The sequence below is a fragment of the Oceanisphaera sediminis genome, assembly GCF_039539745.1.
GTDB lineage: Bacteria > Pseudomonadota > Gammaproteobacteria > Enterobacterales > Aeromonadaceae > Oceanimonas > Oceanimonas sediminis.
This window is the reverse complement of sequence record NZ_BAABDS010000002.1, coordinates 86390-107132: the sequence shown is the minus strand read 5'-3', so window position 1 is coordinate 107132 and position 20743 is coordinate 86390. Positions and strand designations below refer to the sequence as shown.

The following is a 20743-nucleotide window of genomic DNA, read 5'->3' as shown; positions in this document are numbered from 1 at the left end:
TCTCGGCCGATGCTGCCGCGCAGACCAGCAGTAACAAGGTCATCGTTCAGCGCGTCGTTATTGCCCTTCCTCCATCAGGATCTGGGTGGCCTGAATCTGGTGTTCCTGTAAAAAGGCCAGCAGCTTCAGCATGTTGTCGACGGTGACTTCCTTGTCGGAGGCCAGCACCAGCTCGGCGTCCTTCAGCGTCTCTATCTGGCCAAGCAGCACGGGCCTGAACTGTTCCCAGTCTGGGTATTGTTCTCCCTGCAGCGCCCAGGCGGGACTGCCGGCCAGCAAATTGATGGTAACCGTTTTGTTGTCCTGCACACGGCTCAGCGCTTCGCTGTCGGTTTTGGGCAGATCGACGTCCAGTGTTTGCAGCGGAATATTGGCGGTGAGCAGCAGAAATACCAGCACGATAAAGATGATATCGAGTAACGGGGTTATATCCGGTGTCAGCGCACGCCAGCCGGCGTGGGCGGGTTCGGGGCGACCGATCATGTAGCGCGGCCTCCGAGTCTTACTCCTTCCAGATACAGGTTGCACTGGTTCAGCTCATCGGTCAGCTTGTCGAGCAGACGATCGGCCCACAGCCCGAACAGCTGGGCGCCGGCAATGGCGGGCAGGGCAATCAGCAGACCGGCGGCGGTGGTGCTCATGGCCAGACCCAGGCCATCGGCCAGCAGTGCCGGGGTGACGGGATCGCCATTTTCCCCGATGCTCCTGAACATTTCGATCAGCCCCAGTACGGTACCAAGCAACCCCAGCAGCGGGCTGATAACCCCCACCAGGGTCAGTACCCGCAAACCGCCATGCAGGCGTCGGCGCTGTTGTTGCAGCCAGACCGAGGCCAGGTCTTCCCGCGTGGTTTTGTCACAGTCCCGGTGGCGCACCAGCAGGCTGCACCCTTGCAGGATCTGCGATTTTGGGGCGGCAATGTCTGCCTCCGGGTAGGCGTTGCCATGCAGCCGCAGGCGACGTTTTTCCTGTTCGCCGCTAAGGCTGATCCACAGCAGAGACAGGCTCCGCTCCAGCCAGAGCGCCAGCGTAAGCACAGAGCACAGGATTAACGGCCAGCTCATCAGGCCCAGTTGTTGATGCAGTTGATTCAAAAATGACATGAGTTAGTCCAGTTTAAAGCGAATGGGAATATGAACGCGGTGAGCGATGCTTCTGCCGTTTTCGACGTAGGCGGAAAAACGCCATTTGGCGATGGCTTTCAGCGCGGTTTTATCGAGCGAATGCACGCCGGAAGAGCGGGCCAGTATCCGTTTGGTTTGTTTACCGTTTTCATCCAGCCACACCTCGATCAACACGGTGCCTTCCTGGCCTCGACGGCGCGCCCGGGACGGATAGGGAATCGGTGCCGGCCGGGTTTTGAAGCTGGGCTTTTCGATACGTCTGGGTGTACTGTCTTTGGCGGAGACAGGCTGTGGCTTGGGCTCCACGCGGGTTGCCGGTGCTGCAGGCGGTGGTGACTCGGCCGCGGGCTGAACCGCTGGCGGAGGCTTTGGCGTTGGCTGCGGCTTGGGTTGTGGTGTGGGTTTCGGCGCAGGCCTGGGCTTTGGCTTGGGTTTTGGCACCGGTGCCGGTTTGGGCTCAGGTTTGGGCGTCGGTTTGACCATCGGTTCGGGGGTTACCACGGGCTCGGGCTTTACCACAGGCTCGGGCTTTTTTTGCATCACGGTTGGCAGCATTTGCACGCTGATTGGACCTGGGGCGGTGTCGGATGACATGGAGATGGTCTGATCTTCCTGCTCCATGGCCTGAACCAGCAGTCCATGCAGCAAAAGAGAGGCCAGTACAAACAGCGTGTAGCGTCGAACGTTCAAGCTCAAACCCCGGATATAAAAAGAGAATAATTAGGTTTTGTCGCCACAGGATACGGATTTTAAATACGATGTCTATTGCAAATGGTAATGAGTTGTATTTGTCTGTGGTGAGATTCAGAAGTAAAAGTGTGCCGCTATTCGCCACGATCGTTGCCGACGCCCACGTAGCCGGGTCTGCGTTATCCTGAAGAGTCGCGTGAAGGTCGCATTTGGCCGGGTTATCGGGTTAATGCCGGTTAGCGAGTGGCCGATAACCCGACCTGGCGTTACTATTCGCGCAAACGCACTGAAGGAATAACCACATGGTTGATAAAGCAGAAAAGCAGGCACGCCTGCAGGGCCGGCTGGAACCTGAAATTCGCGAGTTTCGCGATCGAATGCGTACCCTGGTGCTGGCCACCGTGGATGACGAGGGCACACCGAATGTCAGCTATGCGCCCTTCGCCCTGCGTGAAGACGGCTATTACATTCTGATCAGCGAGCTGGCCCGGCATACCCGTAACCTGCTGGCCAACCCGAAAATATCGCTGATGATGGTGGAAGACGAGCAGGGCTGCCACCAGCTGTTTGCCCGCAAGCGGCTGACCTTTGATGCTCGCCCGGAACGGGTGACCCGCGACACGCCCGAATGGCAGGCCGGCATAGCGGCGCTGACCGCGCGCCTGGGTGACACCGTGTCCGGACTGGGCGATTTTCATCTGTTTCGGCTGGTGCCGCTCAAGGGGCTGTTCGTCAAGGGCTTCGGTCAGGCCTTCGCCGTCAGTGGCGACGATCTGGTGGATGTACTGCACCTGACCGACGGGCACAAGCCGGTTGCAACCGCCGAGTAATGACATGGAATAATACCCATCAAAAGCCCGTGAGTGCCTGAATTCACCGGGCTTTTTCTTTTTTGTTTGCAACCGAATCGGCTCTGTGCCACAACATGACGCATACTGTTAAATGATTGAACCGAACAAACAAGGAAGGACGACCCATGGCTGCAAACTCTGTTGGCGATATCATGGCCCGCGATTTACTGACTCTGGATCAGAGTGCCACCCTCAAGGATGCCCATGATTTGATGCGGGAAAAAAGCATTCGTCATATTCCGGTGGTCGACAGGCTCACCGGCAAACTGCTGGGAGTGCTGACGCAGAAACGCATGATTGCCACCGTCATGAGCCTGCTGTCCGATTATGGCGTCAGTGCGCTGGAGCGGCGCGAACGCCAGTGCCGGGTGGTAGAGATTATCGATCCCGACGTTGAAAGTGTCGACGTCAAGGCGCCCCTGAGCGAAGTGGTGCCGTTTTTTCTCAGCAACAAGCATGGCTGCCTGACGGTGGTGGATGACGAACAGCGTCTGACCGGCATTGTGACCTCTTCCGACTTCGTGCGGTTGTGCGCCGAGCTTCTCAAGGAACGCAAGGCTTAGCCATGTCCCATGACTGATGTGGATTCTGGGCTTGGTTACTTTTGTCGTCACCCTCGCGAAGGAACGTCATCCTCGCGAAGGCGGGGACGGGGGGCCAGTGTTTTTCAGGTGACTCGCAGTCTGAACGTTCTGTGTTACAAGCCCTGGATTCCCGTCTTCACGGGAATGACAAGATAGGACTCGTGGTCATGTCGACAGAGCCCATCTGCTATTCAGTAATCAGAACCAAGTCTGTTATGCCCCCATGCTTAGCGACCAGCCGAGCTTATGGAGCGGGGTAATGGATCAGGTTGTAAAACACCGCCGGCGCCTTGCCCGGGTTGCGATAACCGTGGGGCCGGTCGGCGTTAAAGCGCACCGCCGTGCCCGGCGCCAGCGGCTGCCAGTGTCCTTCCAGTAACAGCTCCAGTTCGCCTTTTTGCACGATGACGTGTTCGATTACGCCGCTTTCGTGCGGCTCCGACCGGCGTTCATAGCCGGGTAGCAGCGTCAGCTCCAGCATCTCGAAACCAAACCTGGCTTCAAAGGGAAACAGCGGCGCCACCAGCATGCCGTCACCGGCCGGTTGCCGGCGCAGAGTGTCCGGCTGCCGGTAGAGCGGGCCGGTATCTGGCTCGGGCGTCGGCTCCAGAAAGGTCGACAACGAGGTGTTGAACCCGCCGGCGATCTTCCACAGGGTGGCAACGGTCGGGCTGGACTCGCCCCGTTCAATCTGACCCAGCATGGCCTTGCTGACGCCGGTTTCGGCGGCGCAGCGGTCCAGGCTCCAGCCCCGTTGTTGACGCTGTGCTCGCAGGCTGATGGCAAGATATTGATTGGGCTCCAGCATGAGACGCTTCCTGACTGAATTTGGTGGTTGTGCGTTATAGCATACCTTTGCTAGCATGAATTTTCTGTGCGTTATAACGTACAAACTCATCAACTCAGGGTACTCCACATGCGTGCGGCCATCAGTCTTTCTCATTTTTCCGCCGGTTTTATCGCCGTGCTGGTGGGCTATAGCAGCTCGGCGGCCATTATTTTTCAGGCAGCGGCGTCAGCCGGGGCCAGCCAGGCCGAAATCAGTTCCTGGATGTGGGCGCTGGGGCTGGGGGCGGGGGTGACCAGTATCTGGTTTTCTCTGCGCTACCGGGAGCCGATACTCACCGCCTGGTCGACGCCGGGGGCGGCACTGCTGGTCACCGCCCTGGCCGGGGTGCCGATGAGCGAGGCCATCGGCGCCTTTCTGTTCAGCTCGGGCCTGATCCTGCTGTGCGGCGTGACCGGCTGGTTCGATAAAATCATGCGACTGATGCCGGCGGGGCTGGCGGCGGCCATGCTGGGTGGCGTCTTGTTGAACTTTGGCTTGGACTTGTTTGCCTCGGCCGAGACCCAGCCCTGGCTGGTGGGGACCATGCTGGTGACCTATCTGGCGCTGCGCCGGCGTTGGCCGCGCTATGTGATTCCGCTCAGCCTGCTGGTCGGGCTGGCGGTGGCCGGCGGCGCCGGTTTGCTGCGCTTCGACGATTTCGAGTGGCAGCTGGCTCAACCGGTGCTGATGCTGCCGAGCTTCTCCCTTGCCACACTGCTCGGTGTCGGCATTCCGCTGTTTATGGTGACCATGGCTTCGCAAAACGTGCCGGGGGTGGCGGTGCTGCGTGCCCACGGCTATCACACCCCGGCATCACCGCTAATCGGCTGGACCGGCGTTACCGGCCTGTTGCTGGCGCCCTTCGGCGGCTTCGCCCTTAATCTGGCGGCCATCAGTGCGGCAATTTGCATGGGCAAGGAAGTGGATGCCAGTCCGGGCCAGCGCTACAAGGCGGCGGTGTGGGCCGGGATCTTTTACCTGTTGATGGGCTTGTTTGGTGCCACCGTGGTGGGGCTGTTTGCCGCCCTGCCGACGGAGCTGGTGATGGCCATCGCCGGCCTGGCCTTGCTTGGCACCATCGGCAACAGCCTGACGGTCGCCATGGCCAACGAGCAGGAGCGGGATGCGGCGCTGCTGACCTTCATGATCACCGCCTCGGGCCTGGCGCTGTTTGGTATTGGCAGTGCCTTCTGGGGGCTGGTGATCGGTGGCGGCGTGCACTGGCTGAACCGGCGGCATCGGCATTAAAAAGCCGCCTCGAAAGGCGGCCAAGGATGTTGGCTTGCGTGGAGATACCGCCAATCAGGGCATGATAACGGTATCAATCACGTGAATCACCCCGTTGCTGGCTTCAATATCGTCCTGAGTCACGGTGGCGTCATCCACCATCACCTTGCCGTCCATGGTTTTGATGGTGATGTCGCCGCCCTGTACCGTGGTGGCGCTATCTGCCTTCATGGCGTCGGCGGCCATGACCTTGCCGGGAACCACATGATAGGTCAGTACCGCAGTCAGCTTGTCCTTGTTCTCGGGCTTGAGCAGATCCTCAACGGTACCGGCCGGCAGTTTGGCAAAGGCATCATCGGTGGGGGCAAAGACGGTAAAGGGGCCTTCTCCCTTGAGGGTGTCCACCAAATCCGCCGCTTTTACCGCGGTGACCAGGGTAGAAAAGCTGCCCGCCTCGACGGCGGTATCGACGATGTCTTTCTTTTCTTCATGGTGGGCGGCGAGGGCGACGCCTGCACTCAGCAGCAGGGCCAGGGCGGTCAGGGTTTTACTCATGCGAATTGCCAGCGTATTCATACTTCCTCCAGACAAATGTCGTTGATTCAGGGTGACGCTTAACAAACGATTGACCATCGTGACACGCAAGTATGGCGCATATTGCTCACGACGGAGCAGTAAACCCGGGGGAGGGAAAAGAACTTTCGCAAGTGAGGGTAAAAATGAGACCCAGCCAGAAAAAATAACCCCGGCGAGTGCCGGGATTGTTGTTTAGTCGTCGTGGCGACCGTGACGCTGGGGCTGGTTGGGCCGGTTATTGCGTGGTGCCTTGTTATTGGCGCCGCGCGGGTTCTGGCCGCGGCCACCACCGTTGCCGCGACCGCCATTGCCCCGGCCACGGTTGTTGGCGGCGGGCTTGGCAGGAGGCGGCTGCTGGCTGTCGGGCAGCGGCTCGTAACCGGGCATGATTTCCAGCTCGACCGTCTGCTTGGTCAGCCGTTCGATGGCCTTGAGCAACGGCTTTTCTTCAAAGCAGATCAGCGACATGGCTTCGCCCTGGCTGCCGGCACGACCGGTACGGCCGATGCGGTGCACATAGTCTTCCGCTACATGGGGCAGCTCGTAGTTGACCACGTGGGGCAACTCGCTGATGTCGATGCCGCGAGCGGCGATATCGGTCGCCACCAGCACGCGCAGCTTGCCTTCCTTGAACTGGCTCAGGGCGCGGGTACGGGCACCCTGGCTCTTGTCGCCATGAATGGCCATGGCCGGCAGGCCGTCTTTGTCGAGCTGCATCGCCAGGCGGTTGGCGCCGTGCTTGGTGCGGGTAAACACCAGTACCTGACGCCAGTTGTTGTGGCCAATCAGGTAGCTGAGCAGGGCGCGCTTTTTATTTTTGTCCACGCCGTAAAAACGCTGGGCAATGGTATCGGCGGTGGCATTGCGGGTGGCCACTTCGATATGTTCCGGCTCGTTGAGCAGGTCTTCGGCCAGTTGCTTGATCTCGTTGGAGAAGGTGGCAGAGAACAGCAGGTTCTGCCGTTTTACCGGCATCTTGGCAATAATACGACGAATATCGCGAATAAAGCCCATGTCGAGCATGCGGTCCGCTTCGTCCAGTACCAGCATTTCCACCTGAGACAGGTCGATGGAGCGCTGGGAAACGTGATCCAGCAGGCGACCCGGAGTGGCGACCACGATATCGACCTTGCGGCCCAGAGCCTTCATCTGCGGGTTGATGCTGACGCCGCCAAACATGGCCAGAGTACGCAGGTCGCTGTGTTTGGCGTAGGCACGCAGGTTTTCTTCCACCTGGGCGGCCAACTCACGAGTGGGGGTCAGCACCAGAGCACGAACCGGCGCGCGGCCATTGGCCAGCGGCTTGGCCTTGGTTTCACTCAGGCGTTGCAGCATGGGCAGACCGAAGCCGGCGGTTTTACCGGTGCCGGTCTGGGCGCCGGCCAGCAGATCGCCGCCTTTGAGCACCAGCGGAATGGCCTGGCGCTGGATAGGGGTCGGCTCTGTGTAACCACATTCATTGATGGCTTGAACGAGCTGGGCGTTCAGGCCGAGGGAAGCAAAAGACATGAGACTCCGAACAAATAAGGTCCTGGCGGACGATTGAGAGGCATTGCCGGTGGGCAAACTGCCACCATGATAACAGAAAAGCGCGGCAGGCTATAACAAAGGCGTATGCAGGCGAGGGGCTTGATTCATCGGCCTGTCACTCAGCGCGGCCGCCACCCTGCTGCCAGGTAATGCTGTGGCGTGTCGGTGAAGATCATGTCCACGCCCCAGTCGGCAAGGGTGGTGGCCTTGTCCAGGTGGTTGACGGTATAGCAATTCAGCCGGTAACCGGCCGCCTTTATCTCCCGGGCGCGAGTGCGGGTCAGGTGGCGATGGTGGCAGTGCAGGGCGGTGCCGTTCAGCCGTTGCAGCCGAGTTTGCCAGTCGCCGGGAATGCGCTCCACCAGCAGGGCGCGGGCAATATCGGGCGCTAATGCCTGCATATGATGCAGGCAATCGGGCTCGAAGCTGGAAAACAGCAGGCTGCCGGGATCGAAAGCATGCTGTCTTATTACCTCGCTGACCCGACGGCACAGCCGTGCCGCATCATCCTGCGGGTAGAGCTTGAGTTCGACATTGACCTGAATACCAAGTTTGGCGGCGAGGGCGAGATAATCCTGCAACTGCGGAATGTGCTCGCCGGCGAAGGCGGGCGAGAACCAGCTGCCCGCATCGAGCCGGGCGAGTTCATGCCAGTCGTACTGGCGCAGCCAGCCGGTGCCGTCGGTGCAGCGCCTGAGCTTTTCGTCGTGAAACACCACCACCTGGCCGTCTTTGCTCAGCTGAGCATCGATCTCCACCCACTCAAGGCCCAGCTGATGCGCCGCCTGCAATCCGGCCAGGGTATTTTCCGGGGCCAGGCTGGCCACGCCTCTGTGTCCGCACAAGATCATGACGCTCTCCTCTCCTTTTCTTTATTCCCTTTTAATGGCCGCCGCTGCGGGACCATAGCTGGATGACCGCCACCCCGGCGATAATCAGCCCCATGCCGAGCAGGGCGGGCAGATCCGGAATCTGCCGATAAAACAGCACCGCCAGCAGGGTCACCAGCACGATACCGGCACCGGACCAGATGGCGTAGGCAATGCCCACCGGCACCGTATTCATTACCAGCCCCAGCAGCCAGAAGGCGGTGCCATAGCCGGTAATCACCAGCAGGCTTGGCCCAAGCCTGCTGAAGCCGTGTGATGCCTTGAGGGCGGTGGTGGCGATGACCTCGGCGATGATGGCCAGGGTCAGTAACAGATAGGCGTTCAATGGTGGCTCCCTTGCAGATACGGCAGGCAATGTGCCCGATTCAGGCCGGGAGATCAAAGCAAGATCACCAGAGCCTCCTTTGCTGTGGCTAAAGTGTTGCTAACCTCCCTCATTCAGCAACCGGGATCGCCGAGACGGAAGGGCGGCAAGGGCTCATCATTCAGCCGGGCGATGGGCAGGGCGCCGACCTTCAGCGACCAGAGCGGCGCGGCGGCGGGCGCTTCATTCGGAGTGACCGGATAAATAAGCGCAATCTTGAGTTGGGGCGCCCGTAGTTGCAGCCGCTGGGCGGTGCCCAGGCCGTCACCGATATGAAAACGGCCCACGGTCAGCATCACCCGGTGGCCGGGGTGGGCCTGCAGGTAGCGGTCTATGCTCTCGGCCATGGTGTCATCCCAACTGGTCTGGGCGGCAAACTGAAACTCGCTGGGGGCCTGACCGTGATGGCGGGCCGCCATGAATCGGGCCTTGTAGCTGTCATCGGTCAGCGTCAGGCGTTCGGCCACCCAGGCGCGGTGGTCGGCGGGAAGCCTGTTCAGGTAATCGGGGCCCTTGCGTCCGATGCAGCGCACAATATGGCGCGGCGCATTGGCGGCCAGCACCTCGATGCCCGCCTGGCGAGCCAGCTCAATCAGTGGCCGGTAGTCGCTGCGATAACCGGGCCAGGCCTTGCTCTGTTCGATAAAGGCATCTTCACCCAGTTTTCCCGCCAGATAGACGTTCAGCGTGGCTTGTTTATCCCGGCTGAACTGCTCCATGGCCAGGGCCATCGGCCGGGGCTGGTTCAGTAAGCGGGCCAGCAACTCGGCCTGAAAACGATGCACGGCCTGGTGACCGTGCAGTTCGCCCACCATCACCACGTCGGCGCCGGCGAGCCGGCGGGCGGCCTGGTCGAGCGGCAAGGGTTGCCCTTGCGGGTCGTGCAGCTGATAGTCGAACAGGGTGGCCGGAGGGCGTGCTTCGGCCTGACAGCCGGCCAGCAGAAAAAGGGTAAACAGCATGAGCAGACGCATGAAACCACCTTGTGTCATTAGAGAACAGCAATTAAGTCATAAAGTTATTATCATAGGGCGCATTATTCTATAACTCCGTATCTGACATGGCGCCTGCATTCTGGCTTTCATCCTTTTTTGCCATCTATTACTTCGGTTACGGCATCTTTCTGCCCTATTGGTCATTGTGGCTCGATCACGTTGGTGCCGAGGCCGGTTTTATCGGCGTGCTGCTGGGTGTTGGTATGGCCGCGCGTTGCGTGGGAAACCTGGTGGTCATGAGTCGGGTTCGCGCCGCCGCTCACCTGTTGCCGGCGGTGCGCTGGCTCGGTTTGTTGAGTCTGCTGTGCTTTGCCGGCTTTTATGGCAGTCAGTCCAGTGTGGCATTGTTGCTGCTGATGGTGCTGGTGAATCTGATCTACCCGGCCATCATGCCGGTAGGCGAGGCCATTGCCAGCCGGTTGATTGTGCAGGTGCACCTGGATTACGGCAAATCCCGGTTGTGGGGGGCGGTGGCCTTTATCGTCGCCAATATCGTGGTGGGGGCACTAAGCGGTAATCTGGGGCCGCAGTGGGTGCTGCACAGCATGGTGCTGGCGCTGGTGTTGCTGCAGTTACTCAGCCTGGTGCCGATGAATCCGGGCCCGGTTGACAGCCATATCGGCCGGCCGGGCGACTCCATTTTGCAGGTGTGGCGACGTCCCGGCGTGCCGCGCTTTCTGTTGATCGTGGGACTGTTGCAGGGCAGCCATGCCTTTTACTATGGTTTCAGCGCCCTGTACTGGCAGCAGCAGGGGTACAGCACCACCATGATCGGTTATCTGTGGGGGCTGGGCGTGGTGGCCGAAATTGTGGTGCTGGCGATGAACAAACGGTGGTTCGAGCGCTTCAATGCCCGTCAGTTGTTGCTGGCCGGAGCCGCTTGTGCCCTGTTACGCTGGGGGCTGCTGGGCAGTACCACCACGCTTGGCTGGCTGATGTTTGCCCAGCTGCTGCACGCCGGCAGCTTTTGTTTGAGCCACCTGGGGGCGATGCGTTATATCAGCCGGGATCTGGACGGCGAGGCGGTCTTCGGTGCCCAGGCCTTGTATGCGGCGCTGGCGATGGGGCTGACCGTGGCCCTGTTGCTGGTGCTGTGTGGCCAGTTGTACCCGTTGATCGGTGGGCGAACGTTCTGGTTGATGGCGTTGGCGGTGCTGCCGGCATTCTGGGCGCTGCGACGTTCTCTGATACCCCATTCACAGGAGGCCTGATGCAGGGCTGGACCGTCATTAATATTGCGCTGGCTTATCTGGCGCTGCTGTTTCTGTGTGCCTGGCTGGGCGACAAGTTGCGGATGGGCGGGGGCGTCAAGCGCCTGCGCCCGCTGCTGTACAGCTTTTCACTGGCGGTGTATTGCTCTTCCTGGAGCTTCTTCGGCACCGTTGGCCAGGCCAGCACCGATACCTGGTCTTACTTCTCGATTTATCTCGGCCCCATTCTGATGTTTACCCTGGCCGGCCCGCTGATTGCGCGGCTGATCGAGGTGGCCAAACGCGAGCACATTACCTCCATCGCCGACTTTATCGCGGCCCGTTACGGCAAATCCCAGCGCCTGGCGGTGTACGTGACCCTGATTGCCATTGTAGGGGTATTGCCCTACATAGCGCTGCAGCTCAAGGCCATCGTGATGGCGCTGAACCTGATGGCGCCGGATGTGGTGGGCGGTAAAGGCAATGATGCCAGTGAAGTGGCCCTGATGGTCACCTTGCTGTTTGCCCTGTTCATTCTGCTGTTTGGCACCCGTCATATCGACGCCACCGAGCATCAGCGCGGCGTCATGATGGCGATTGCGGTCGAGTCGCTGGTCAAACTGGTGGCCTTTATCGTGGTCGGCGGCTTCGCCCTCTGGTTGATTCTGGTTTACCCCAATCAGCAACGGATGATGATCGCCGAGGATTTCATCGGTAACTTCACCAATGTTACCGGCGCCAATCTGCTCGACATGGGGGTATACACCCTGCTGTCGATGAGTGCGGTAATCTGCTTGCCGCGCCAGTTTCATGTCACCGTGGTGGAACATCACGACCCGGCGGATTTACGCTGGGCCCGGCGGCTGTTCCCGGTTTATCTGCTGCTGATGGGACTGTTTGTGTTGCCGCTGGCGCTGGCCGGTCAGCAGTGGCTGGCGGCCGACACTTCGCCCGATACCTATGTTATCAGTCTGCCGCTGGCATTGGATCATCCGGGGCTGGCGGTGCTGGCCTTTATCGGCGGCGCCTCGGCCGCCACCGGCATGATGATTATCTCGACCATAGCGCTGGCAATCATGGTCAGCAACGATCTGGTGTTGCCGATGATATTGCGTCGTCGTCAGTTTCAGGGCGCCGGTTTCGAGGATTTTTCCCAACTGCTGCTGAACGTGCGCCGTACCGCCATCATCGTGATCATGGCCACCGCCTGGCTGGTGTTTCTGTGGCTGGGAGATATCAGCAGCCTGTCGCGCATCGGCTATCTTAGCTTCGCCGCCATCGCCCAGTTTATGCCGGCGCTGGTGCTGGGCTTGCTATGGCGTGGCGGCAACCGACGCGGTGCCTACTGGGGCCTGAGCCTGGGTATGGTGATGTGGCTGCTGAACCTGATGGCCGAAACCGGCCTGTTTGCCGGTGATGCCGACAGCAACGTGCTGCTGTGGGTGCTGACGCCACCGGCGTGGGGCATGGTCGGCGGAATGAACTCGGTCACCTGGGGCATTCTGCTCAGCCTGCTGTTCAATCTGGCCGGTTACCTGCTGGGGTCCTGGCTGTCGGTGCCCTCGGTCAGCGAGCGCTTTCAGGCGGCGGCCTTTGTCGGCCGGCAGAGTCGGGATGACGGTGATGTATACCGGGCCAAGGTGTCGGTGCAGGAGCTGGAACAACTGGCCTCCCGCTTCGTGGGCGAGGCGAGAGTCGTTCGGGCCTTTTCTCGCTATGCCGGTGAGCAGGGCACCCTGGAAGGCAGCATGCAGGCACCGGCCAGTTTAATCCGTCATACCGAGCGGGTGTTGGCCGGGGTGTTTGGCGCCTCTTCGGCCCGGTTGGTGCTGTCATCGGCGTTGCAGGGCCGTTCCATGGAGCTGGAAGAGCTGGCGGCCATTGTCGATGAAGCCGGCGATGTGTTTCGCTTTAACCGCGGCTTGCTGCAGGGGGCCATCGAGCACATAGGCCAGGGCATCTCGGTGGTGGACAAGGAGCTGAACCTGGTGGCCTGGAATCGACGCTACATCGAGCTGTTTGCCTATCCGCCCGGCTTGATTCGGGCGGGACGGCCGATCGCCGACATCATTCGTTACAACGCGGAAAAAGGGCTGTGCGGCCCCGGCCCGGTGGCCGAGCACGTGGCCCGGCGGGTGAATCACATGAAAGCCGGCAGCGCCCATGTGTCGGCCCGAACCCGGCCCGATGGCCGGGTTATCGAAATGCAGGGCAACCCCATGCCTGGCGGCGGTTTCGTGATGACCTTCAACGACATCACCACCTTTCGTCAGGCGGAGCAATTGCTCAAAGACGCCAACGTGGTGCTGGAGGCCCGGGTGGCAGAGCGTACCCGTGAGCTGTCGACGGTTAACGAGCAGTTGCTGGCGGCGACCCACAAGGCCGAACGGCTCAGTGCCTCCAAGAGCCGTTTTCTGGCGGCGGTGAGCCATGATCTGATGCAGCCGTTGAATGCGGCCAAGCTGTTTACCTCGTCCTGGCTGGAAACCTCGGGCGACGATGAAAGCCGTCGGCTGGCCGGCCACATCGACCGCTCGCTGGCGGCGGCCGAAGACCTGATTGGCGATCTGCTCGATATGTCGCGGCTGGAGTCGGGCAAGCTGACGGCCAAGCCCGGAGACTTTGCGCTCAATAACCTGTTCGATACCCTCAAGGCGGAGTTTGGCGTGCTGGCCGAGCAGGATGGCGGCCGCTTCGATGTGGTGGCGACTAATCTTGGCGTGCACAGCGATGCGCGGCTGTTGCGCCGTATTCTGCAGAACTTTCTTACCAATGCGCTGCGCTATAACCCGGGTGGGCGTATTGTTCTGGGCCTGCGCCGCTGCCATGACGCAGAAAAAGGCGACGCGCTGCGCATTGAAGTGTGGGACAACGGTCCGGGTATCGCCCCCGATAAACAGGAAGTGATATTTGACGAATTCATGCGCCTGGAACATGGTCAGCGCCATCATCAGCAGGGACTGGGGCTGGGGCTGGCCATCGCCCAGGGGCTGGCGGTGATGCTGGGCCACCGGCTGGCGGTACGCTCAACGGAAGGCAAGGGCTCGGTGTTCAGCGTAACCGTGCCACGGGCGATACCCGGAGCCGAGCAGGAAAATCCGCTGCCTGCGCCGCTACCGGCCAGCAGCAACAGTCAGCTGGCGGGGCTACGGGTGTTGTGTATCGACAACGACACCGACATTCTCACCGCCATGTCGGGCCTGTTGACCCGCTGGGGCTGCCAGGTGCAACTGGCATTGAATGGCGTAGAGGCACTCCGGCACTGCCATAACGGTTTTGAACCGCAGGTAATACTGTCGGATTATCATCTGGATGAAGGAGAAACCGGGGTGGCGCTGATAGAGATGCTGCGCCGGGAATTCGACCCCGTGCCCACCGTGATGATCAGCGCCGACCGCCAGCCGGAGTTGCAGGCCCGGTGTCGGGAGCTGGGGCTGAGTTACCTCAGCAAACCGGTGAAGCCACTGAAACTGCGGGCGCTGCTGCAGCATCTGGCGAAGAGCGGGGATTAGGGATTAGGGATCCATTCCCCATTCCCCATTCCCGGCTGTTATTAAAATTCGCTCCCTTCCTGCTGAGACAGCGCGATCACCGCCTGGGTGCGATTCTTGACATTCAGCTTGCGGAAAATGGCGGTCACGTGGGCCTTGATGGTGGCCTCCGATACCGCCAGTTCGTAGGCGATCTGCTTGTTGAGCATGCCTTCGGACAGCATGGTCAGTACCTTGAATTGCTGCGGCGTCAGGCTGGCCAGGCGCTCGGCAATATCGTTTTCGGGGGCATTGTCGAGGCTGATTCCCTCGGGAAACCAGGGCTCGCCTTCGAGAATGGTGTTGAGGGCGCTGACCAGGGTGCGCATGGGGGCGGATTTGGGAATAAAACCCATCGCACCGAAGCGCATGGCCTGCTGCACCACCGCCGGCTCTTCGCTGGCCGAGACCACCACCACCGGCAGATCCGGATACTGGTTGCGCAGCAGCGCCAGGCCGGAAAAACCGCTGGCGCCGGGCATCTTGAGATCCAGCAACAGCAGATCGACGTCGTCGACGTCGCCCAGCAGCCGCATCAGGTTATCGATACTGTCGACTTCCAGCAGTTCGGCTCCGGTAATGGCCAGTTCAACGGCCTGGTGCAGGGCGTTGCGAAACAGGGGGTGATCATCGGCAATAATTATGCGGTAGTCCGTTTCCATGTCGTATCCAAATCCTGTGTCTGTGAGTAGGTAATGGAAACCGATTCCATCGTTTTCCCTGTTATGATAGGGCTTCGGCTTTGGTCTGAGAACTGCCTATGCTTATTTTCGTGATGCGGAAGGTAAACGAAGCCGGAAGTGGCGCTTGCGGCCGGCTGGGTAATCCGGGCTGGCGATGATGTTGGTGTTTTCTCTGCCGGGCTTGATTGGTGTATGGTTGGCGCAGATATTGCCGCCTGTTCAGGCAGAACATTGTATGAGGAAAGCCAAATGCTTAAAAAAGTCCTACTGAGTCTGTTTGGTCTGATGGTAACCGGGGCGGCTGCGGCCAAGGATATTGACCATCTGAAGGCCGAGTTTTCCGTGTTGCTGAACGGCGATCCGACCCGGGGGGTAAATACCCTGACCATAGATCGCAACAAGGATCGCTACCATGTGCATTTTTCACTGGCGCACTGGCTGCTGGATGTGGAGCAGAAGGCCAGTTTCAACTGGCAGGACTGCTCTGCCCGCCCGGATACCTTCAGCTATAAGGCCAAGGCGCTGGGGATTCGGCGTGAAGAGCGACTGGTGTTCGATCCTCAGACCAGCATGGTGCTCTATCAGGGCAGGGAAGGCGACAAGCTGCTGTCGACCGACGGCGGTGCCTTTGACTCGGTCAGCTTTTTCTTCGAGGCACGTTGCGATCTGATGGCCGGCAAAACGACCCTGAGCTACCCGGTGGTGCGGGACGGCGAAATCAAGCAGACCGCCTTCAAGGTAGTGGGCAGGGAAGCGGTCAAAACCGGTGTGGGCACCTTCGACAGCCTGATCGTCGAGCGGGACAGAGGCAACAGCAAACGCAAGACCCGGTTCTGGGTAGCACCGGAGCTGGATTATCAGCTGGTGCAGATCAGCCACGAAGAAAACCGCCAGCTGGCGGTGACGGTCACGCTGGACAAGCTCAGTTATACCCTGCGAGACACGCCTGCAACGCTTGCCGAACACCAGGGCCAGTGACTCAGCCGGCGGCGGCCGAGGTGACCGCGAGTGCCGTATCGCAGCAAATTCGGCAGCGACCGGTTTCCTTGGCCTGATACAGGCATTGGTCGGCGCGGATCAGCAGCTGGCTGATGTCGTCTTCGGGGGTGGCTTCGGTCAGGCCGCCGCTGAAGGTAAAGCCGATGGTTCTGTCGGTAAGGTAAAGTGGTGTTTGTGCAATGCTGTCCAGCAGTCGCTGGGCCAGTTGCATACCCTGTTGATGTTGGGTTTGTGGCAGTATCAGTAAAAACTCCTCGCCGCCGATACGGGCCAGTATGTCTGTATCTCGTATGGCTTTTCGGCCGGTAACGGCAAAATGACGCAGCACCTTGTCGCCAATGTCATGACCATGCTGGTCGTTGACGTGCTTGAAGTGATCGATATCGATCATCACGATGCAGAAGGGATGATGATAACGCTGCAGATTGGCCAGCTCATAGCGCATCAGTGCCTCGGCGGCCCGCCGGTTCGGACATTGGGTCAGGGCATCGGTGGTGGCCTGTTGTTTTAACTGCTGGTTAAGACGCAATAATTCATCATTGGCCCGGCTCATGGCCAGGCCGTGCCGCCGGTTGCGCTTCAGCGTCAGTATGGTCAGTAACCCGCCCCAAAAAGAGCCGGTGCCCGCCAGGGTGATGATGGCCGCCAGGTTGTCTTTGTCCCGGGTTTGACGGTAAATGGACTCGGCATCGGCGAGAGCGTGTACCTGATAGTATTCATCTTCGCTGGCGTAGCTGACCAGCAGTACCGGTTGACGTTCGGAGCCGAGCAGCAGCACTTCGGAGTGCAGCGGGCTGATGCGAGTCGGCAGGGGGCTGGGAGGCGGCTCCGACTCTGTCGTAACCATCGGCTCCTTGCCGAGGGAGTGGCGCAGCCAGTCGGGGTTATTCGCCAGTACAATAATGCCGTTGGCATCGGTCACCAGCAGCTCGAGGCGATACGCGCTGAGACTGACCGGTGTGGCGTTGGCACAGATCAACAGTGTTACCGAGCCATTTTTGGTGACCGGTGTGGCGTGATAAATCCTGGCCTGTTGCTGTTCGGGATCGAAAATCAGACGAGACAAAGGACGGTTGCCATCGGTATAGCGATTGAAATCCGGTGGTGACGGGCTGGCGGTACTCTGTGCCAGTACTTTGCCCCGCCGGTCGAGCAGCCAGATACCGGCGAGATCGAAAGTGGTGCCGAACTGGTTCATATCTGCCAGCAGGGCCGCGCTGTTGCGGGAGTTTTTCAGAAACAGCCGCAAACTGGATAACGATGACAGAGATTGGGCAATCTCCCCGGTCTGCCTGCGATCCTGTTGCAGGCGCTCGAGGGTGCTGGCGGCAACCTGGGTGCTCTGCAGCTTCAGTTCCTGTAACTGGTTTTGAATGCGCAGCTCAATCCAGTGTCGGCTGATAAACCAGCTCGACAGCGCCAGTGCCACCAGCAGCAAGCTAGTGGCCACAAACGAATAGTGATCCTGTGGTAGCCAACGAGATAGTCGGGGCAGTTTCATCCATGTTCCTGCATTGTCTCTGGGGCTGATGGGTATTGTCATTCTAGTCAAGAAAGCCCGGGAGCCGGCGGTTTTTACTGAATTGTTACCGGCATTACATTATCCGAAACAGGTCACCAGTAAAAAGACGCGGAAGGGGGGAGACAACCTGCTAGTCCATGCCATTGCCGTGTTTGTATCTGGCCAGTTTGTCGTACAGCGTTTTACGGGGGATACCGAGGCGTTCGGCGGCCAGTGCGACACTGTTATCGGCTTGCTTCATGGCGGTCAGGATTAACTGCTGTTCCAGCCTGGATAGTTGCTGTGGCAGGGTCAGATCGGGCTCGGCCGTGGCGTCCGGCAGTACTCCCAGCACATATTGTTCTGCATGATGACGTAACTCGCGCACATTGCCGGGCCAGTCCCGGTTGAGCAACTGCTGCATCAGGGAGGCGGCTGGCGGTGGCACGTCACGGTTGTAATGTTCTCTGGCCTGCTCGACAAAATGCAGGAACAACAGGGGAATGTCTTCGCGCCGTTCTCGCAGGGGCGGCAGAGACAGAGTGACCACATTGAGGCGAAAGTAGAGATCGGCCCTGAACAATCCGGCATCGCTGGCGGTTTTCAGGTCTATCTTGGTGGCGGCGACCAGCCGGGCATCCACCGGGATCAGTTTATTGCCTCCCAGCCGTTCCAGCACCGACTCCTGCAAGACCCGTAGCATCTTGGCCTGCAGATTGAGGGGCATGCCTTCTATTTCGTCGAGAAACAGGGTACCGCCGTCGGCGTGTTCTACCTTGCCGATGCGGCGTTTGTTCACACCGGTGTAGGCGCCGGGTTCGGCCCCGAACATCTCGCTTTCAAAAATGGACTCGGGCAGGGCGGTACAGTTGACTGCGACCAGATTACCCTTGCGCCCGCTGCCCTGATGCAGGCTGCGGGCCACCATTTCCTTGCCGGTGCCGGTTTCACCCAGGATCAGCACCGAGGCCGAAGTATCGGCGATGTTGTCTATCTGGCGGCGAAGCAGTTCTATCTGCGGAGCCTGCCCCAGCAGCAGAGGCTGTCCTGTGCCTTCTGCCAGCTGGCGGCGCAGCCGGCGGTTTTCCAGTACCAGGGCGCGTTTGTCGATAGCCCGGCGCAGGCTGTGCAGCAGTTGCTCCGGCTCGAAGGGTTTCTCGAAAAAATCCTGGGCTCCCTGATGTATTGCGGCCACCGCCATGGGGATGTCGCCATGACCTGTTAGCAGCAGAACCGGCAGCTCGGCGTCCCGCCGTTGCAGTTGCTGCAGCAGCGCAATGCCATCCATGCCCGGCATGCGCACGTCGGACAGCACCACCACCGGGGCTTCCTGAGGCAGGGCTTGTAGTGCCTGTTCGGCACGGGCAAAGCCGCGCGCGGTCAGGTCCGAGAGTTGCAGGGTTTGCAGCAGGCTCTGGCGAACATCGTCGTCGTCTTCGACCAGCCAGACTTCAATGCCAGTGTTATTCATTTTGGCTCCAGTTAAGGGTAAAACGGGCACCGCCCGACGTTGAGCCGGTGATTTCCAGCCGTCCGTCGCTGGCTTCCACCAGATCCCGGACGATGGCGAGCCCTAATCCGAGTCCCTGGCCCGCCTCTTTGGTTGAAAAAAACGGCTCTGTCACCTTGTCCAGCAGTGATGGGGCAATACCGGGACCATTGTCCCACAGACAAAGAAAGTCATCGCCTGCTTCCAGGGTGATACGAGCCTCTTCCCGGCCGGCCAGGGCATCCAGGCTGTTACCGAGCAGGTTGGCCAGTACCTGTTCCAGGGCGTGCAGCTCCATGGGCAGCACTTGATCTGTCGCCGGTGTTCTTACCAGCCGGATCTGCTGCTCGTGTAGCCGGGGTGACAGCCAGCTCAGTACATTGTCCAGCGCCTCGTCGAGCCGGCAGAGGCCGCGGGTCTTGCGCCGGGTGGCGGCAAACAACTTGAGTTGTGAGGTCAGCCGGGCGATACGGTCGACCAGTCGAACCATAGTACTCAGGCTTTCTTCCACCTGAGGGTACATGCCCCTTTGAGCCAGCATCAGGGTATTGGCCGATTGATTTTTCAGGGCGGTGAGTGGCTGATTCACCTCGTGGGCCACGCTGGCGGCCATTTGTCCCAGCGCCGCCAGTCGGTTGATGTGGATTAGTTCATGCTGCATGGATCTGAGCCGGGCTTCGGCCTGAAAGCGTTCTTCCACCTGACGTTCCAACTGCCGGTTGGAGACGGCCAGGGCCGAGGTGCGTTCCATGACCTTGTACTCCAGCTCGTTTTTGGCCTTGAGCTGAACCTGTATGTAGCGTCGCCGCTGGCGCCAGTAGAGCAGCAACAGGGTCATGGCGACAATACTGAACCCCGCTACTGCCGTCACCAGGGTGGCATTCACCATCAGCGGCCGGCTTGGCCACCACAGTTGCAATCGCCATTGCCGCCGGGGTAGCTCAAGCTGGCTTACCCGATACTGTTTGCCCTGCCAGGTTGGATGACCGTTCCTGCTGTCGACCGCCAGAGCTGTCAGCGGCATGGGCGCATACTGGCGGGTGCGGTCCAGGCGTTGCCGGGCCTGGGGGCTGAGTGGCGTCAGGGTTTTGAACTTGAGTTCGGTACGGGAGGCAAGGGCGATGACCTGATCCGGATCCACCACCATCACCAGATCCCTGGTTGGTTGCCAGCTTGTTTCCAGTTCCAGCAGGGTAATCTTGGCGGCCAGTACCCCTTGGTCACTGCCTTCATGATTCAGTTGCAGGCCGAAAAAATAACCGGGAACACGGGTGGTGGCACCGACCCCGTAAAATTCGCCGAAGCTGCCCTGCAGGGCATCGTGAAAATAGGGCCGGAAGCGGTAATTCTGGCCGATAAAAGAATGAGACTGGCGCCAGTTGCTGGCCGCCAGCACAGTGCCCTGAGCGTTCATCAGGTAAAGCGCTTCCACTCCGGTGTCGTTGGCCAGCTGTTCCAGCAACCGGTTGGCCCGGGTGATAACGTCGGTATTATCGGGATTCACCAGCACCTGAGTCAGTACCGGATGGGATTGCAGGGCGCGGGGTATGTTTTCGAAGCGGGCTATTTCCGACACGAGTGTGGCCCGGTACACCTGCAGTTGCTGCTGGGCCCGGAGTTCCTGTTCGGCAATCTGCCGCTGCCAGCTGCCAAGCCAGATCCAGATCAGCAACAGGCTGAACAGCAGGAGG

Annotated in this window: 19 protein-coding genes; 6 read left to right on the top strand and 13 right to left on the bottom strand. The window is 60.1% G+C overall.

Annotation, left to right across the window (positions count from 1 at the left end; translation table 11 throughout):
• Positions 1-57: 57 nt before the first annotated feature.
• From ABD827_RS01055 to ABD827_RS01045, 3 genes are read right to left on the bottom strand one after another with little or no spacing between them, the layout of a single operon-like run.
• Entirely contained in the window at positions 58-483 is a 426-nt protein-coding gene (locus tag ABD827_RS01055) for an ExbD/TolR family protein (protein WP_344961544.1), read from the bottom strand.
• Positions 480-1103, bottom strand: coding sequence for a MotA/TolQ/ExbB proton channel family protein (locus ABD827_RS01050; RefSeq protein WP_344961542.1), 624 nt, complete (start codon positions 1101-1103; stop codon positions 480-482). The genes ABD827_RS01055 and ABD827_RS01050 overlap by 4 nt, the downstream gene beginning before the upstream one ends.
• 3 nt (positions 1104-1106) lie before the next feature.
• Positions 1107-1814: an energy transducer TonB gene (locus tag ABD827_RS01045; RefSeq protein ID WP_344961540.1), complete on the bottom strand. Its 708-nt coding sequence runs from the start codon at positions 1812-1814 to the stop codon at positions 1107-1109.
• 302 nt (positions 1815-2116) lie between these two features.
• On the opposite strand from ABD827_RS01045, the gene hutZ reads away from it, so the two are divergent.
• Together hutZ and ABD827_RS01035 are read left to right on the top strand one after the other, a co-directional pair.
• Positions 2117-2644, top strand: coding sequence for a heme utilization protein HutZ (hutZ, locus tag ABD827_RS01040; protein WP_344961538.1), 528 nt, complete (start codon positions 2117-2119; stop codon positions 2642-2644).
• A 146-nt stretch (positions 2645-2790) separates the two neighbouring features.
• The gene (locus ABD827_RS01035) at positions 2791-3228 is read left to right on the top strand and encodes a CBS domain-containing protein (RefSeq protein WP_344961536.1); all 438 of its coding nucleotides are present in this window, start codon (positions 2791-2793) and stop codon (positions 3226-3228) included.
• A 265-nt stretch (positions 3229-3493) separates the two neighbouring features.
• Here the strand turns inward: ABD827_RS01035 and ABD827_RS01030 are convergent, their stop codons facing one another.
• Positions 3494-4057: a helix-turn-helix domain-containing protein gene (locus ABD827_RS01030; protein ID WP_344961533.1), complete on the bottom strand. Its 564-nt coding sequence runs from the start codon at positions 4055-4057 to the stop codon at positions 3494-3496.
• Between the two features lie 108 nt (positions 4058-4165).
• Here ABD827_RS01030 and ABD827_RS01025 point away from each other — a divergent pair, with 108 nt between their 5' ends.
• On the top strand, positions 4166-5326 hold the full coding sequence (locus ABD827_RS01025) for a benzoate/H(+) symporter BenE family transporter (protein WP_344961531.1): 1161 nt from the start codon (positions 4166-4168) through the stop codon (positions 5324-5326).
• 54 nt (positions 5327-5380) lie between these two features.
• Here ABD827_RS01025 and ABD827_RS01020 read toward each other — a convergent pair whose 3' ends face one another.
• From ABD827_RS01020 to ABD827_RS01000, 5 genes are all read right to left on the bottom strand, one after another.
• Positions 5381-5881, bottom strand: coding sequence for a fasciclin domain-containing protein (locus ABD827_RS01020; protein ID WP_344961529.1), 501 nt, complete (start codon positions 5879-5881; stop codon positions 5381-5383).
• 192 nt (positions 5882-6073) lie between these two features.
• Entirely contained in the window at positions 6074-7390 is a 1317-nt protein-coding gene (locus ABD827_RS01015; RefSeq protein WP_344961527.1) for a DEAD/DEAH box helicase, read from the bottom strand.
• A 140-nt stretch (positions 7391-7530) separates the two neighbouring features.
• A complete protein-coding gene (locus ABD827_RS01010; protein ID WP_344961525.1) occupies positions 7531-8262 on the bottom strand; it encodes a glycerophosphoryl diester phosphodiesterase in 732 nt (243 codons plus the stop codon).
• A 31-nt stretch (positions 8263-8293) separates the two neighbouring features.
• Positions 8294-8626 carry an SMR family transporter gene (locus ABD827_RS01005; RefSeq protein WP_344961523.1) on the bottom strand — a complete coding sequence of 111 codons (333 nt, stop codon included), beginning with the start codon at positions 8624-8626 and terminating at the stop codon, positions 8294-8296.
• 113 nt (positions 8627-8739) lie between these two features.
• Complete coding sequence (locus tag ABD827_RS01000; protein ID WP_344961521.1) at positions 8740-9639, bottom strand: ChaN family lipoprotein; 900 nt, start codon at positions 9637-9639, stop codon at positions 8740-8742.
• A gap of 86 nt (positions 9640-9725) precedes the next feature.
• On the opposite strand from ABD827_RS01000, the gene ABD827_RS00995 reads away from it, so the two are divergent.
• On the top strand, positions 9726-10871 hold the full coding sequence (locus ABD827_RS00995; RefSeq protein ID WP_344961519.1) for a 3-phenylpropionate MFS transporter: 1146 nt from the start codon (positions 9726-9728) through the stop codon (positions 10869-10871).
• Entirely contained in the window at positions 10868-14362 is a 3495-nt protein-coding gene (locus tag ABD827_RS00990; protein ID WP_344961565.1) for a NahK/ErcS family hybrid sensor histidine kinase/response regulator, read from the top strand. The genes ABD827_RS00995 and ABD827_RS00990 overlap by 4 nt, the downstream gene beginning before the upstream one ends.
• 41 nt (positions 14363-14403) lie before the next feature.
• On the opposite strand, the gene ABD827_RS00985 is transcribed toward ABD827_RS00990, so the two are convergent.
• Positions 14404-15042 carry a response regulator gene (locus ABD827_RS00985; RefSeq protein WP_344961517.1) on the bottom strand — a complete coding sequence of 213 codons (639 nt, stop codon included), beginning with the start codon at positions 15040-15042 and terminating at the stop codon, positions 14404-14406.
• A 270-nt stretch (positions 15043-15312) separates the two neighbouring features.
• Here ABD827_RS00985 and ABD827_RS00980 point away from each other — a divergent pair, with 270 nt between their 5' ends.
• Entirely contained in the window at positions 15313-16041 is a 729-nt protein-coding gene (locus tag ABD827_RS00980) for a DUF3108 domain-containing protein (protein WP_344961516.1), read from the top strand.
• Between the two features lies 1 nt (position 16042).
• Here the strand turns inward: ABD827_RS00980 and ABD827_RS00975 are convergent, their stop codons facing one another.
• From ABD827_RS00975 to ABD827_RS00965, 3 genes are all read right to left on the bottom strand, one after another.
• The gene (locus ABD827_RS00975) at positions 16043-17563 is read right to left on the bottom strand and encodes a GGDEF domain-containing protein (protein WP_344961514.1); all 1521 of its coding nucleotides are present in this window, start codon (positions 17561-17563) and stop codon (positions 16043-16045) included.
• A gap of 151 nt (positions 17564-17714) precedes the next feature.
• Positions 17715-19034, bottom strand: a complete 1320-nt coding sequence (locus ABD827_RS00970) for a sigma-54-dependent transcriptional regulator (protein ID WP_344961513.1) — start codon at positions 19032-19034, stop codon at positions 17715-17717.
• Complete coding sequence (locus ABD827_RS00965) at positions 19027-20724, bottom strand: ATP-binding protein (protein WP_344961511.1); 1698 nt, start codon at positions 20722-20724, stop codon at positions 19027-19029. The genes ABD827_RS00970 and ABD827_RS00965 overlap by 8 nt, the downstream gene beginning before the upstream one ends.
• Between the last annotated feature and the right edge of the window lie 19 nt (positions 20725-20743).